This window comes from Nocardia sp. NPDC050175 (assembly GCF_044459885.1).
GTDB lineage: Bacteria > Actinomycetota > Actinomycetes > Mycobacteriales > Mycobacteriaceae > Nocardia.
Map to the genome: position 1 here is coordinate 20,810 of NZ_JBITJI010000017.1, position 14,516 is coordinate 35,325.

General features: G+C 68.2%; 12 protein-coding genes. 2 read left to right on the forward strand and 10 right to left on the reverse strand.

Annotation, left to right across the window (positions count from 1 at the left end; translation table 11 throughout):
* Nucleotides 1–164: 164 nt before the first annotated feature.
* The gene (gene aceA / locus ACIBK2_RS39795) at nt 165–1,454 is read right to left on the reverse strand and encodes an isocitrate lyase (protein WP_396975381.1); all 1,290 of its coding nucleotides are present in this window, start codon (nt 1,452–1,454) and stop codon (nt 165–167) included.
* Nucleotides 1,455–1,949: 495 nt separating this feature from the next.
* Here aceA and ACIBK2_RS39800 point away from each other — a divergent pair, with 495 nt between their 5' ends.
* Nucleotides 1,950–3,083, forward strand: a complete 1,134-nt coding sequence (locus ACIBK2_RS39800) for a lipase family protein (protein WP_396975383.1) — start codon at nt 1,950–1,952, stop codon at nt 3,081–3,083.
* Nucleotides 3,084–3,170: 87 nt separating this feature from the next.
* Here ACIBK2_RS39800 and puuE read toward each other — a convergent pair whose 3' ends face one another.
* The 5 genes from puuE to ACIBK2_RS39825 are packed head-to-tail and all read right to left on the reverse strand — an operon-like array spanning nt 3,171 to nt 10,045.
* On the reverse strand, nt 3,171–4,088 hold the full coding sequence (gene puuE / locus ACIBK2_RS39805; protein ID WP_396975385.1) for an allantoinase PuuE: 918 nt from the start codon (nt 4,086–4,088) through the stop codon (nt 3,171–3,173).
* Entirely contained in the window at nt 4,085–5,053 is a 969-nt protein-coding gene (alc, locus tag ACIBK2_RS39810; protein WP_396975387.1) for an allantoicase, read from the reverse strand. The genes puuE and alc overlap by 4 nt, the downstream gene beginning before the upstream one ends.
* Nucleotides 5,050–6,240, reverse strand: a complete 1,191-nt coding sequence (locus ACIBK2_RS39815) for a DUF6986 family protein (protein WP_396975680.1) — start codon at nt 6,238–6,240, stop codon at nt 5,050–5,052. The genes alc and ACIBK2_RS39815 overlap by 4 nt, the downstream gene beginning before the upstream one ends.
* A gap of 38 nt (nt 6,241–6,278) precedes the next feature.
* Entirely contained in the window at nt 6,279–9,191 is a 2,913-nt protein-coding gene (locus tag ACIBK2_RS39820; RefSeq protein WP_396975389.1) for a molybdopterin-dependent oxidoreductase, read from the reverse strand.
* Nucleotides 9,188–10,045 (reverse strand): FAD binding domain-containing protein, encoded by an 858-nt coding sequence (locus ACIBK2_RS39825; protein WP_396975391.1) that lies wholly within the window; start codon nt 10,043–10,045, stop codon nt 9,188–9,190. The genes ACIBK2_RS39820 and ACIBK2_RS39825 overlap by 4 nt, the downstream gene beginning before the upstream one ends.
* Nucleotides 10,046–10,741: 696 nt before the next feature.
* Here ACIBK2_RS39825 and ACIBK2_RS39830 point away from each other — a divergent pair.
* Nucleotides 10,742–11,374 carry a M20/M25/M40 family metallo-hydrolase gene (locus ACIBK2_RS39830; protein ID WP_396975393.1) on the forward strand — a complete coding sequence of 211 codons (633 nt, stop codon included), beginning with the start codon at nt 10,742–10,744 and terminating at the stop codon, nt 11,372–11,374.
* Nucleotides 11,375–11,403: 29 nt separating this feature from the next.
* Here ACIBK2_RS39830 and ACIBK2_RS39835 read toward each other — a convergent pair whose 3' ends face one another.
* Genes ACIBK2_RS39835 through uraD form a run of 4 tightly spaced genes read right to left on the reverse strand, consistent with a single transcriptional unit; the run spans nt 11,404 to nt 14,480 of the window.
* Complete coding sequence (locus ACIBK2_RS39835) at nt 11,404–12,765, reverse strand: 8-oxoguanine deaminase (protein WP_396975394.1); 1,362 nt, start codon at nt 12,763–12,765, stop codon at nt 11,404–11,406.
* A complete protein-coding gene (pucL, locus tag ACIBK2_RS39840; protein WP_396975396.1) occupies nt 12,753–13,658 on the reverse strand; it encodes a factor-independent urate hydroxylase in 906 nt (301 codons plus the stop codon). The genes ACIBK2_RS39835 and pucL overlap by 13 nt, the downstream gene beginning before the upstream one ends.
* A 7-nt stretch (nt 13,659–13,665) precedes the next feature.
* Nucleotides 13,666–13,983, reverse strand: a complete 318-nt coding sequence (uraH, locus tag ACIBK2_RS39845; RefSeq protein ID WP_379284404.1) for a hydroxyisourate hydrolase — start codon at nt 13,981–13,983, stop codon at nt 13,666–13,668.
* Entirely contained in the window at nt 13,980–14,480 is a 501-nt protein-coding gene (gene uraD / locus ACIBK2_RS39850; RefSeq protein ID WP_396975398.1) for a 2-oxo-4-hydroxy-4-carboxy-5-ureidoimidazoline decarboxylase, read from the reverse strand. The genes uraH and uraD overlap by 4 nt, the downstream gene beginning before the upstream one ends.
* Nucleotides 14,481–14,516: the final 36 nt, after the last annotated feature.

Below are 14,516 nucleotides of genomic sequence, written 5' to 3' on the forward strand. Positions count from 1 at the left end.
CCCGGGTATCTCGCGTCCGAGCTGTCGAGACTCGCGCCTACGGCGCATGCGCTTCGACAGCTCGGACGCGAGACGGGCCGCAAACGGCGCTCGTAAGACTCGCGCAGTGGGTGATGGATTGTCGTCGACGCTGCGGTCAACTCAATCAACTCCCCATCAGTGGCTCAGTGGAACTGGCCCTCTTCGGTCGAGCCCTTCAGCGCCGCGGTGGACGTGTTCGGGTCGACGGTGGTTGCGATGGTGTCGAAGTAGCCGGCACCGACCTCACGCTGGTGCTTGACGGCGGTGAAGCCACGCTCGGTGGCGGCCTTGAACTCGCGCTCCTGCAGGTCGACGAAGGCCGTCATGCCCTCGCGGGCGTAGCCGTAGGCCAGGTCGAACATGCCGTAGTTGAGCGAGTGGAAGCCGGCCAGCGTGATGAACTGGAACTTGAAGCCCATCGCGCCGAGCTCACGCTGGAACTTCGCGATGGTCGCGTCGTCCAGGTGGGCCTTCCAGTTGAAGGACGGCGAGCAGTTGTAGGCCAGCAGCTGGTCCGGGAACTCGCCACGGACGGCCTCGGCGAACTTGCGCGCGACCTCGAGGTCCGGCACGCCGGTCTCCATCCAGATGAGGTCGGAGTACGGGGCGTAGGCCTTGGCCCGGGCGATGCAGGGGTCGATGCCGTTCTTCACACCGTAGAAGCCCTCGGCGGTGCGGGTGCCGTCGAGGAACTCCCGGTCGCGCTCGTCCACGTCGGAGGTGATCAGGGTGGCGGCCTCGGCGTCGGTGCGGGCGATGATCACCGACGGCACGTCGGCGACGTCGGCGGCCAGGCGCGCGGAGGTCAGCGTGCGGATGTGCTGCTGGGTGGGGATCAGCACCTTGCCACCGAGGTGGCCGCACTTCTTCTCCGAGGCGAGCTGGTCTTCCCAGTGCACGCCAGCGGCGCCGGCCGCGATCATGGCCTTCTGCAGCTCGTAGGCGTTCAGCGCGCCACCGAAGCCGGCCTCGGCGTCGGCGACGATCGGGGCGAGCCAGTTCTTGACCGAATCGTCGCCCTCGACCTTGGCGATCTCGTCGGCGCGCAGCAGCGCGTTGTTGATGCGACGCACGACGCTCGGGACCGAGTTGGCCGGGTAGAGGCTCTGGTCCGGGTAGGTGTGGCCGGACAGGTTCGCGTCACCGGCGACCTGCCAACCGGACAGGTAGATGGCCTTGAGGCCGGCGCGGACCTGCTGGACCGCCTGGTTGCCGGTGAGGGCGCCCAGCGAGTTGATGTAGTCCTCGTTGTTCACGAGATCCCAGAGGATCTCCGAACCGCGACGAGCGAGAGTTGCCTCTTCGACGACGGTGCCCTGGAGCTTCGACACCTGCTCGGCGGTGTAGTTACGGGTGACGCCCTTCCAGCGGGGGTTGGTGTCCCAGTCCTGCTGGATTTCCGCAGCGGTCTTCGGGGTGCCGGCGTTCGACATCTCTGACTCCACTTCCTCGTTTTAAGTCGATTGCCCCACGGCCGAGCGGTGAAACAGCTCGAACTGCTGGAGCGGCAATTTGCAGGCTTGCTAGGCCCATGGGGTGTACTTCCACACGATTGCACAATGCGAAATGGCCGTCTACCTGTTGCTAATGTGAATCTAAGCTAGGTTTCGATCCTCGTTTGCTAACTCTGCGAAATTTGCGAGCAAATTGCAAACATGGAACCTACCGGCAAGTAGCCCTGACATGCGGTTTTAGCGTAACGCCCGTACTGTTAGAGATCGGCCGCGTATCGGCCTGCCGCGCGGCCATTCATTCCGGGTTGTGAGGACGTTCACAAGTCCGGGCAGGTGCCGCCCGTGTGGCCTACGCCACCCGCGCGTGGGCGGCGGACACCGGTTCGGGCAGACTGGGGCGAATCTGAACTTGGACATGCGTCCGGCTTCCCTCGGGAAGCCACGGCACCCACGTGCACCCGGACAGGAGATCCCATGCGGAAATCGGTCATCGCCGCCGCGTTCACCCTTGCCTGCACCGCAGGCCTGTTGAATCTGCCCGTCGCGACGGCCGCGCCCGTCGGCACGGTCGAATCGGTCGCGCCGCTGGCACCGGCCGCCACGCCACCGGGCGCGGTGAATTCGACCCGCATCCTGTACAGCTCGACCACGGCCAACGACGTGCCGACCACCGCGAGCGCGGCGGTCTACTTCCCGCCGGGCGCGCCGCCGCCGGGTGGCTGGCCGGTCATCGCGTGGGCGCACGGCACCGTCGGACTCGGCGACGACTGCGCGTACAGCATCGCCGGGCCGGGCGCGGTCGAACGCGACTGGGCGTACCTCGGCACCTGGCTACAGCAGGGTTATGCGATCGTCGCCGCCGATTACGCCGGGCTCGGCACGCCGGGTGAACATCCCTACCTCAACGGGATCGTCGAAGCGCACAACGTGGTGGACGCCGTAAAGGCGGCGACCCGGCAGTATTCGTCGCTGGCGAAGAAATGGGTGGTGGTCGGCCAGTCGCAGGGCGGCGGCGCTGCCGTCTACACCGCGCGCTACGCCACCGAATTCGGTGGTCCGGAACTCGACTACCGCGGCGCGGTCGGCACCGGCGTACCGGCCTATATCGAGGACATTCTGGTGCCACTCGGCCCGAATATGCCGCCGGTGAAGCTCAGTCCGCACACCACGGGCTATCTGCTCTACATCCTCAACGGGCTGCGCACCACCTACCCGGAGCTGAACATCGACTCGTTCCTCACCGACGCGGGCCGCTCCTGGCTGGCCAAGGCGCGCGAGGAGTGCCTCGTCCCGCTCGGCGACGAGCTCGGCGCGGCAGGCGTGGTGGTGGGCAACCTGTTCACCAAGCCGCTGGCACAGATCCCCGACCTACACGGACTGCTCACCCGCTACCTCGGGCTGCCCGAATCCGGCTACGACAAGCCGCTGTTCATGGGCCAGGGTCTGCGCGACACCGACGTCATCACCCCGGAGACGCTGCGGTTCGCCGCGGTGCTGCAGGCGAACGGACAGCCGGTTCAGTTGCACACCTACCCCGAGGACCACAGCGGGACGGTGAACGCATCGCTGCCGGATTCGGTGCCGTTCGTGCGTGGTTTGTTCGGCTGATCCCCTGGCGTGCGCGGCCAGCCCTCGCGCCCGGCCGCGCATCGGGTCTAGCCGGACAGACTGGTGATTACGCAGACCAGTTGACCGTCAGGGTCGCGCCGGGTGGACCTTGCGCCAGTGTTCGGCGATGTCGATGCGGCGGGTGATCCACACCTGATCGTGGGATTGGACATGGTCCAGGAAGCGTTCCAGCGCCGCGATTCTGGCCGGGCGGCCGACGATGCGGCAGTGCAGGCCGATCGACAGCATCTTCGGATTGCCTTCCGCGCCTTCGCGATACAGCACGTCGAAGGCGTCGCGCAGGTGGGCGAAGAACTGCTCGCCGGTAGGGAAACCGGCGGGCGAGGCGAAGCGCATGTCGTTGGTGTCCAGGGTGTAGGGCACCACCAGGTGGTCGTGGCCGTGCACGGTGACCCAGTAGGGCAGGTCGTCGGCGTAGGAGTCGGAGTCATAGACGAAGCCGCCGTGCTCGACCACCAGTTCGCGGGTGTTCGGTGAGTCGCGGCCGGTGTACCAGCCCAGCGGCGCGGCGCCGGTGAGCTCGGTGAGCAGGCGCACCGCCTCGGCCATGTCCGCGCGTTCGGTGTCGCGGTCGGTGAGCTGGTAGGACTTCCAGCGCAGGCCGTGGCTGGCGATCTCGTGGCCGAGTTCGCGAAAAGCGGCTACCGCCTCCGGGTTTCGCTGCATGGCGTGCGCGACGGCGAAGATGGTCAGCGGCAGGTCGCGGCGTTCGAAGGCGCGCAGAACACGCCAGAGTCCGGCACGGGAACCGTACTCGTAGAGCGACTCCATGCTCATGTGCCGGTTCGGAAAGGCTTGCGCCGGAGTCATTTCCGAGAGGAAGGTCTCCGAGGCCGGGTCGCCGTCGAGGACGTTGTTCTCGCCGCCCTCCTCGTAGTTCAGCACGAATTGCACGGCGATCCGCGCGCCACCGGGCCATTGCGGGTCGGGCGGATGCTGGCCGTATCCGATGAATTCGCGAGCAGGCTCGTACGGCGCGCTCATCCGCCGAGCTCTCCGTACAGACGCAGCCGTGCAAGGCCACCGTCGGGATAGATGTCCAGGCGGACCTCCTCCACCGAGGCCGCCATCGGCGCGATCGCGAACTGATGCCTGGTGTCGGGCAAAAGCTCGGTGCGCGGAAGCAATTCGAGCTCGGTGCCGTCGTTGGTGCGGCCGGTGAGCCGGGCGGCGCCCGGACTGTTGCCGAGGAAGTAGGAGGTGTCGATCTCGGCGAGCCGGATCAGGCCGGGTCCGGCAAGCCGGATTTGTACCCAGTCGTTGCCGTCGTCGCGGCGGCGGGCGGTCTCCCAGCCGTCGCCCATCCGCCGGGCCAGCCCGGGATACAACAGCTGATTCGGCGAGCTGTAGAAGCGGTTGGAGCAATCAACTACCAGCGCACCGTTTTCCAGTGCTGCCAGGTCGAGTGGTCCGAGGCCGAGCAGGCGCGGATCGGGGCTGCCCTCGCCGTGCACGCGAAGCCGCGCCACACCTCCGTCGGGATGCATGGTGAGTTTGACGTGGGTCCATCGCCGTTCGCTCGCGACGACGAACGGGTTCCGGCTGTCCCCGGCGACCGGCGCGTGATCGATCAGGGTCTCCCAATCGTCACGTGCGGCAATACTTTCCGCGGTCGGATAGTCGACGACCTCCAACGCCGCCACCGAGACCGCGGGCGGGTAGTTGCCTTTGAACCAGGCGGTATCGACCACGATGCCGCGGATCACGCCGGGCACGCCCAGCCGCACGATGGCGGAGTCGTCGCCGGGTCGGCCGCGGTGCCTGCGGGTTTCCCAGCCGTCGTAGACCTGGCCCTTATGCCCGAAGGTCGACGGCTGATATTCGGCCGGGTCCGGGTTGACCAAATTCTCCTTCTCCGCGAAGAATTCGTCGTTGGCCCAGATCACCGAGCCGCCGAGCGGGCGAACCGCGAGGTCGGGGAGCAGGGTGAACTCTTGCGGGTCGGTCACGACCGCACCTCCTGGGGAATCGGCGAACGGGTGACCAGCGCACGCAACACCGCCGGTGACAATTCGGGCGCTCGGGCGGCAAGGTCCTCGGCGGTGCGCGCACCGCACTCCACGCCGCGTAAAACGGTGGACGCCAAGGCTTCCGCGGTGGCCGGTTCGTCCATGACGCCGCCCGATCGACGATCCAGGTACGCCTGCAGTCGCGGCACGGCCACGTCGATCGCCTGCCGGAAGAAGTCGTAGGTCGCCAGCCAGCGAGTGATCAGGTGGCCGGGGTGCATATCCCAACCCTGGTAGTAGCCATGTTTCAGCGACCGGCTGACCAAGCGGTGGTGGTTGCGCAGCGCCGCTTCCGGTTCGGTGTCGGGCACGATCTGGGTGGAGCCGTCACACACCCACACGCCGGTCTGCGCGGCGGCGACCTGCATGACCGCCTTCGCGTAATCAGCGGCCGGGTGATCGAGGGCCTGGTCCGGCGCGGCGACACCGCACGCGGCGGTGTAGTCGTAGGTGCCGAAATGCAATGCGCTGCAGCGCCCGCCGGCCAGCCCGATCATGCGCGCGATCGGCGCGGTGCCGTCGGCGGCGATGATCGCCTGCGGGCTCTCGATCTGCAGCTCGAAGCGGAGCGTGCCGGCGGCGAGGCCGTAGCCGCTCTCCAGTCCCTCACACAGCGCGACCAGCGCCGGAACCTGCTCCGCCGCACGGATCTTGGGGACGGTGAACACGAAACCAGCTGGTACGTCGACCATGGCCGCCAACACCAGTTCGAGCGTGCGCAACGTGCGGTTCCGCTCGCCGATCGCCAGGCCCTTGGTCCTGATGCCATAGCTCTGCGGGCGATACGGCGTGTACGCCCAGGTCGCCAGCACCGCACCCGCCGCGGTGGCCGCCTCGTCCTCCTCCGAATCCGAGCGGAACCCGTAGCCGTCCTCGAAGTCGATGCGCAGATCTTGGATCGGATCCTGCTCGAGGCGCTTGCGCACATCGGGCAGCGAGCCGGTCGAATCCAGCTCGGACAGCAGGTCGTAATGCCGGTCGAGCAGTTCGATCGCCGCGGCACCCCAGACGGGCGGCGTGTCCTCGCGAATCCGGTCGGCCGGGACATACGCCGTGTGAATCGGCTGTGCTCGTCCGTCCGGTCCCGGGTAGCGCGTGCGCAGCTCGGCATCGACGGTGTCCAGCATCGCATCGATCCTGACCCGGACATCCTCCGGCAACCGTGTCACCGCTGGTCTCCTTCCTGCATGGACCGCCAGATCCGATCGGCGGTCATCGGCAGCCGATCCGGCCGCACCCCGACAGCATCCCGTATCGCGTTCGCCAAGGCGGGGGCGACCGGGTTGTACGGGGATTCACTCATCGACTTGGCGCCGAGCGGGCCGAACTCGTCGGCGGTGTCGGCGAAGTACACCTCGGTGCGCGGCACGTCGGCGAACTGCGGAATGTGGTAGTGCCGCAGCGACTGGGTGGTGACGACGCCGAGCTCGCTGCGCATGTCCTCGTAGAGCGCCGTGCCGATGGCCTGCGCGACGCCGCCCTCCACCTGGCCGCGACACTGCACCGGATTGAGCACGGTGCCTGCGTCGGCGGCTTGGATCGACTGCAGGATGCGCAGCGAGCCGGTGTCCTGATGCACGGCGACCCGGAACGCGTGCACGTTGAAGCTCACCGATCGCGGGGTGCCCGAGTGCTCGCCGTGCGCGATCAGGTCGCCGTCGGCCAGCAATTCGCCGACGCCGAATACCTGGTCGCCGCAACGGACTCCGTCGGACTCGAGCACACAGTCGCGCTCGGGCAGTCCGGCCAGCTTCGCCGCCCTGGCCAGCAGCAGCCTGCGCAATTCGAGCGCCGCCGCGTAGGTTGCTTTGCCCGCCACCACGATTCCGGTGGAGCCGAACGCGCCCGTGTCGTGCCCGACCAGGTCGGTGTCGGATTGCCGGACCACGATGCGCACCGCATCGGTCTCCAACGCCGACGCCGCGAGCTGGGCATGCACCGTGGTGGTGCCGTTGCCGAATTCCGCGGTGCCGACCCGGAGTTCGTACCGGCCGTCGGGCAGCAGGGTGATGGTGGCGTCGGCCGCGTGCCCGCGCGGCGGGATGGTCGCGATCATCGCCACCGCCATGCCGGTGCCGACTCGCCATTCCGGCCCGGGAGCCGGTACTCCGTTGCCCCGCAACAGCGCTCGTTCGGCCAGGTCGATGCACTGGTCGAGGCCGTAGCTGCCGAACGACAGGTCGCTCTCGTCCACCTCGGCGCCGACGAACTCGTCGCCGGGGACCACCACGTTGCGGCGCCGGAATTCGAACGGGTCGACGCCGATCTCGCGCGCGAGATCGTCCAGCGCGGACTCGATGCCGAAGATGACCTGCCCGAGCCCGTAGCCGCGGAACGCGCCGGACGGAATGTTGTTGGTGTACACCGCTTGCGCGTCGACCCGCTTATTGGCGCAGCGGTAGACGCCGACCGACTCCCCGACGCCGTGGAACATCACGCCCGCACTGTGATTGCCGTACGCGCCCGCGTCGGCGAGCACGTCGACCGCCAGCGCGGTCAGCACGCCGTTCGCATCGGCGCCCGCGGTCACCGCGACCCGCATCGGGTGACGGCAGGTGGCGGAGGCGAATTCGTCGGCCCTGGTGAATTCGTACTGCACCGGCCGCCCGGTCCGCAGCACCGCCAAGGCGATCAGATCCTCGGCCAGCATCTCCTGCTTGGCGCCGAACCCGCCGCCGACCCGGGTGGCGAACACCCGCACCTGCTCGCGCCGCAGCCCGAACACCTGACACAGCTCGTCCCGCACCAGGAACGGCACCTGCGTGCTGCACCGGACGACCAGCCTGCCGTCCGCGTCGAGCCAGCCGATCCCGCCATGCGTCTCCAGATGCACGTGCTGCCCACGCGGCGAATGCCACACGCCGCGCACCACTTTCGCCGCCGCCGCGAGACCGGTCGTCACATCGCCGACCTCGCCGTGCACCTCGGCGATCAGGTTGCGGTCGACGTCCGCGATCCGCGCCGAATCCGGTTTCTCCCCATGCAGTTTCGGTGCCTCCGGTGCCAACGCCGCAGCCGGATCGAACACGGCGGGCAACACCTCGTACTCGACCCGCAGTGCCCGGCAACCCGCACGTGCGGCCGCCGAACTCTCCGCGACCACCGCCGCGACCCGCTGTCCGACGAAACGCATCGTCCGATCGAGCACGTAGGTGTCGTCCGGATCGTCCTCCCGCAACTCGTGCCGCGCGGTGGAAAACGCCACGTCCGGCGCATCCCGGTAGGTGAGCACCGCGTGCACACCGGGCAGCGCCTCGGCGGCAGACGTATCGATGGACACGATGCGCGCGTGCGCGTGCGGACTGGCCAGCACCGCGAGGTGCAGTGGTGCGGTGGGTGGCGAGATCTCCGGTTCCCCAGGCGAACTCGCGGAAGTTCCACCTGTCACACCGTTCGCGTCCGTTCGCGCAGCACCTGGTCGGATATCAAAGGTGAACGGCTCCATCCCGCGCACGATCCGCGGACCGGCAGGAGCACCAACTCCACTACCCGCTCGTCCGGTGACAGCATGACCCGATCCGCCACTGCCCGAGCCAATTCCGACAGCGGCAGCACTCTCGATCGCATCGCCCCCTTCAGGGTCGTCGGCTCGCCCACCGGCCAGTGCCTCGGCGATCGATCGATAACCGGTGCAGCGACACAGGTTTCCCTTCATCAGCTCAGCCAACTCGGTGTCGGAACGTTCAGCCGTGGCGAAAGCACTCGGCGCCGCTACGTCGGCCGCCGATCCACACACGGATGTTCCGCAGCCGAGACCTGCGGCGGTCACGACCATTCCCGCAGTACAGAACCCGCACTGGAAGGCGGCGTTCTCGACGAAGCGGCGCTGGATCGGATGCGGCTCTTCGGCGGTGCCGAGCCCCGCCGCGGTGGTGATCGCGCGGTCGGCCGCGCGGTGGGCCGGGATGAGGCAGGAGTGCACGGTCATTCCGTCGAGCTGTACCGAGCAGGCTCCGCAATCGCCTGTGTCGCAGCCCTTTTTGACGGACAGTGTGCCTTGTTCACGGAGCAGGGTGCGCAGGCATTGGCCGGCGCGCGGTTCGGCTTCGACGGGACGACCGTCGACTTCGAATTTCATAGTCGCTTCCGATCCGGCGCGCGTAGCTCGGCGGCTACCTCGCGAGCGAGTACGCCGGTGACGTGCCGGCGCCAGTCAGGTGTGCCGTGCGGGTCGTTGAACCACAGCAGCGGATCTATCTCCGCGAGCACCGCATCGATCTCCGCATCACTTGGCGCCGCAACGAAATCCAGCACGACGGGCCGGTCAGTGGCGGCGGTAATGGTGACCACGCAGCGACCATCCGGATCGCGCCGCCCCATCACCACGGATCCGGACCGGCCGAGCGGCGCGAGCGCGACCTTCCGAAAGCTCGTGTGCGCCAGCAGACTCGAGGTCGGCACCGTGATCGAGCGCAGCACCTCGCCGGGCCGCAGTACATTCAGACCGGGACCGAGCACGAACTCCCGCAACGGAACCCGACGATCCACCCCATCCGGCCCCCACACCAGCGCGACGCCGTCGAGCGCGGTCAGCGCCGCGAGCACCGCACCGGCAGGCAGTGACAAACAGACGTTGCCGCCCACCGTCGCCGTGCGCCAGATCTTGTGCGACGCAAGCAATGCCCGACACCCTTGCGCGAACAACCTTGTCCCCGGCCACTGTTCGCGCAACACCGGCGCACCGAGCTCACGCCCCGGCGCGGCACTGGCGAATTCGGCCAGCGTGCAGGTGGCCGCGATCTCCAGCCCGTCCGGCCCAGCGGTGAACGCGGGCCAGCCGAGAGCGGTGATGTCGACCAGCCGGTCCAGGTGATTCTGCGGCTCGGAAAAGAGAAAGGTCCCGCCCGCGAGCACCGCGCACGATTCACCGATCGCACCCAGGTCCGCCCGCTCCCGCGCCAGCACCAACTCCCGGATCGTGTCCAGGTCCACGTCTCACCTCACTCCGCTGCCTCTGCGGCCACCCTAGGAGTGTGGAGTTGCCGCAATGTTGCGCAACATCCACGCCAGTTTGCGCAACCGTTACCCGCCCGACTCGCGACGCCGCGTAACCGGCCATTTCCGCCCCTGCGGACCTCCGAAGTACCCTCGACCACGCCCGGCATCCATCCCACCCGGCTCCGTACAGTCAGAGGCGGCATCGTTCCAGTATCCCGCACATCCTGTGAACAGGCCCGACGCCACCTCACGACCGGACGGTTTGCGTATGCCGAGCACCAAGCACCACACCGAGACACCGACAAACCCCGAGCCACGGACACTGCCACCCATGCGACACACCAAGCCTCGAATTCACGGTGCGTCGTCGACACACCAGGTCGGGCACGCCACACACTCGACACCGGGCCGCCGGATGATTAGTGTCCATCGCGACCCGCCCGGGTGTGAGATTTCCCACGCCACGGTCGAGCCATCCCTCACCGACTTACGCGGTCGACAGCCCCGCTGCGGGCCGCAACGTCCCGACGCGGAAGGGCGACCGATCAACGCCAATCAGCAGGCGCCGCTCGCCACTGTTTCCCGAACGAGCCCCCATTTCTCGACAAACACACTGCCGATGGCGAGCCCTGCGCTCCGCGACAGTACCGACCGACCCGCGCAAGATCCTCTCGATCGGAACCCACCGGCGTGATCAGCTCAACCACCACCTTCGCCGATCAGCTGCACCGCCTGCTCCCCGACGAAGAGCTGATCCGCCTGGCCGCCGGCCTCACCGCCGTCCCTTCCTTCACCGGAAAAGAAACCGCGCTAGCCTGCCACGTCCGGAATACTCTGCGCCGCAACGATATTCGTTCCTACTACCAAGAGGTCGAGCCGGGACGATTACAAACCATCGCGCGCCTCGGCCCGGAACGCGGCACCCCCGCACTGCTACTCGGTGGCCACCTCGACATGGACCCACTCGACCGGCACTCACCGCGCGATCCGTTCACCGCCCGGCGCGACGGCGACCGCCTCTACGGCGCAGGCCTGCACAAGATGAAGGGTGGCCTCGCCGCCATCCTCGGCGCCGCGATCATGCTTCGCCGCAGCGGAATACCCCTGCTCCACCCCATCCTGCTCCAGTTCACGGTCGGCGGCCTACAGGACAACCTCGGCACCCGCCACGCCCTGCACAGCGGCCTCACCGCCAAAGCGACCGTCGTCCCCGCCCTCACCCCCTGCGGCAGCACAACCGGCGCCGAACCACACGTCCTGATCAGCGAAATGCGCGCCCGCGCAGACTCCCTCGCCCTGCTGGCGGAACGCCACGGCGGCTGAGCCCTAGCCGATCATTCATCGAGCCCGCGCTATCCGGCCTTGGCGACCAGCGCGGCCTGCGCCATGGCCACTTGTGTTCCGACGGCATCCTCGTCGATGGTTCGCAGCTGTCCATCCCGAACGACCTCGCGTCCGTTCACGATCAATGCCGCGAGGGGTGGGGCCGCGCCGAGAATCAGGGCGGTCACCGGGTCGGCGATGCCTGCGTGGGCGGGGGTGTCCAGGCGCCAGAGGGCTAGGTCGGCCAGCTTGCCCACCTCGATGGAGCCGATCTCGGCGGCGCGGCCGAGCACCCGCGCGCCGCCGATGGTGGCCAGCGCCAACGACGTTCGCACGGTCATCGCGCGCGGACCGCCCTTGTTGCGTGCGAAGAACAGGGCGTTACGCGGTTCCTCGATCATCGAGCTGGACTCGTTGCTCGCCGCCCCGTCCACCCCGAGACCGACCGGCACACCGGCGTGCACCAGATCCGCGGTACGCGCGATACCCGCGCCGATCCGCGCGTTCGAGGTGGGGCAATGTGCCACTCCGGTACCGGTTTTCGCCATGGTCTCGATCGCGGAGTCGTCCAGGTGGATCGCGTGCGCCCACCAGACGTCCGAGCCGACCCAGCCGAGCCGCTCCATGTACTGCGCCGGCGTACAGCCGAATGTTTCGGCGCAGTAGTCCTGTTCGTCGATCGTCTCGGCGACATGGGTGTGCAGCCGCACCCCCGACTCGCGCGCCAGCACGGCCGACTCGCGCAGCAGCTCCGGCGTCACCGAGAACGGCGAGCACGGGGCCAGCGCGATGCGCAACATCGAGTCGAACGACGAATCATGGTGGCGGGCAATGGCCGCTGCGCTGTCGGCCAGGATGTCGTCCAAGGTCTGCACCACGTGATCGGGCGGCAGCCCGCCCGAACTGGCACCGAGATCCATCGAGCCGCGGCACGGATGGAAGCGCAAGCCCACCTCGGCCGCCGCGGCGATCTCGGCGCCGAGCAGGTCCCCGCCCTCGCGCGGGAACACATAGTGATGGTCCGTCGTGGTGGTGCAGCCGGTACGGGCCAGCGCGGCCAGCCCGCCGGTCGCCGCGATCCGGACCGCTTCCTCATCGATACCTGCCCAAATGGGATAGAGCGTGGTGAGCCACTCGAACAGCGTGTTGTCCGCGGCGAGACCCCGGGTGATCCACTGGTAGAGGTGGTGGTGCGTGTTCACCAGGCCGGGAGTCAGCAGACAGCCACGACCGTCGATGCGGTGCACTGAGCCATCGATGACAGGCGCCACGCCTGAGCCGACGGCCTCGATCCTGTTGCCGCGCAACACCACATAACCGTCGCGATATTCGGTGCCGGCCGAGTCGACCGTCGCGACGGCACAGCCCTCGATGACTGTCACTGTGTCCATGCGGGCCCTGCCTCCGGTGCGTCGGCGCGCTGCACGGTCGCGTGGATCAGGCCGTACGGGCGGTCGGCGGCGTGGTACACCTCGCCGTTGTTCTCGATGCCGAAGCGAGCCAGGTCGTAGTCGAAGTGGTGCTTGTTCGGCGCGGCCAACCGGATCTCGGCGAGCACCGGGTACGCCTCCAGCGCGGCCTTGCCCATCTCGAACAGGGTCTGCTGCAACGCCTTCGAGTGCTGCGTCGCGAACGTCTCGACCAACCGCGCCCGGACACCGGCGTACACCTCGTCCCAGGCGATGTCGGTGCTGCCCGCGAAACGCCATTCCACCACGAGCGAGGTGGCCAGCATCCGGTCGTGCGTCGGGGCCAGCACGGTGAATTCGTCGGTCAGGAAGTCGGCGAACTCCGAGCCGGTCGACTTCAGAATGGTCAGGTCCTTCACCCCGCCGATCACCCAGGCCTGCCGGTCGGCGCCCTTGCCCGCCACGGTGACCGCCGCGGTGCGCACCTCGGGACCCTGCCGGACCCACGTGTAGTCGTGTTCGCGGCCGTCGACCGAAACCCGTTGCCAGGCATACTCGTCGATCTCGATCCGCGCGCTGGTCACCGGCTCGACGTCGTCGACGAAATGACCGGCCAGCGCCAGCGCGTAGTCCTCGATCGTTTGTAGCCCAGGCTGTTTCGCGTAGGCGTACGCGGTCTGCTTCTGCGTGTCGGTGGGTAGCACCTTGCGCTGATCACCGGCGACGTAGGCGTCGGCGAAGTCGCCGCGCAGCACGGTGGACACGTTCACGTCGCGGATCTCGTGGCGCGCGTGCTGCCGCCAGATCCGGACGATCCGGTTCTCGGCCTTGCCGTATCGGTGGTCGGACAGCACGATCGGCCCGGTCAGTTCCATGCTCGGTTCAGCTCCCTCGATAGGTGGAAAAGGCAAAGGGCGACAGCAACAGCGGGACGTGGTAGTGCCGCTCCTCGGTGACCGCGAACGTCACCGAGACCTCGGGGTAGAAGGTGTCGACCTGTTGTCCGGCGAAGTAGGGGCCGGTGGCGAACACCAGCCGATAGGTACCCGCCGGGAGCGCGCCGCCCAGCGCGCCGATCCGGCCGTCCGCATCGGTCGTGCCCGAATCCAGCTGCTCGGCACCGCGATACAACGTCACCGCGACCTGCTGCGCGGGCGCGCCACGCACCGCGTCCAGCACGTGCGTGCTCAGCGAGCTCATCGGTCCGCCAGCAACGCGCGCAACCGGATTCGATTGATCTTCGCCAGTTCTGTTCGCATGACCCGCCTTTCGGTCTCGGCCTCGTTGCCGAGTCGTTCCTCGAGGATCGCGAGCAGCTCGCTGCCCGATCTGCCGCTCGCGCACACCAGATAGATATGACCGAACCGCGCCTCGTAGGCCCGGTTTCCGGCCGCGAGCGCCGACCGTACCGCGTCCTCGGCCGTGGCGACGCCGGCTTGCTCACGCGCCGAGGCCGCGGTGTCCGGTCGCTCGCCGATCCGCGGATGCCCGGCCAGGGCTCGGTCGATCTCGGACTCGGGCAGCCCGGCCAGCACGGTGTCGGCGGCGTCCAGCAGCGCGTCGACGCTCGGGTACGGCCGCCCCGCCACCAGCGCCCGCGCCCACTCGGGCGAAGAGCAACACGCGAGCAATGCCTCGGTGGCCGCGTTGTCGGGCATCGCGTCGAACCCGGCCAGGCCCGCCCCGTCGTCTGTCATCGGACCAGCATCGAATACGACCCGCCCGGCCGCCAC

What these genes read in the sequence shown, in the direction of transcription:
- aceA (WP_396975381.1), bottom strand. Translation starts at nt 1,454, where the DNA reads ATGTCGAACGCCGGCACCCCGAAGACCGCTGCGGAAATCCAGCAGGAC.
- ACIBK2_RS39800 (WP_396975383.1), top strand. Translation starts at nt 1,950, where the DNA reads ATGCGGAAATCGGTCATCGCCGCCGCGTTCACCCTTGCCTGCACCGCA.
- puuE (WP_396975385.1), bottom strand. Translation starts at nt 4,088, where the DNA reads ATGAGCGCGCCGTACGAGCCTGCTCGCGAATTCATCGGATACGGCCAG.
- ACIBK2_RS39815 (WP_396975680.1), bottom strand. Translation starts at nt 6,240, where the DNA reads ATGCTGGACACCGTCGATGCCGAGCTGCGCACGCGCTACCCGGGACCG.
- ACIBK2_RS39820 (WP_396975389.1), bottom strand. Translation starts at nt 9,191, where the DNA reads ATGAAATTCGAAGTCGACGGTCGTCCCGTCGAAGCCGAACCGCGCGCC.
- ACIBK2_RS39835 (WP_396975394.1), bottom strand. Translation starts at nt 12,765, where the DNA reads ATGGACACAGTGACAGTCATCGAGGGCTGTGCCGTCGCGACGGTCGAC.
- pucL (WP_396975396.1), bottom strand. Translation starts at nt 13,658, where the DNA reads ATGGAACTGACCGGGCCGATCGTGCTGTCCGACCACCGATACGGCAAG.
- uraH (WP_379284404.1), bottom strand. Translation starts at nt 13,983, where the DNA reads ATGAGCTCGCTGAGCACGCACGTGCTGGACGCGGTGCGTGGCGCGCCC.
- uraD (WP_396975398.1), bottom strand. Translation starts at nt 14,480, where the DNA reads ATGACAGACGACGGGGCGGGCCTGGCCGGGTTCGACGCGATGCCCGAC.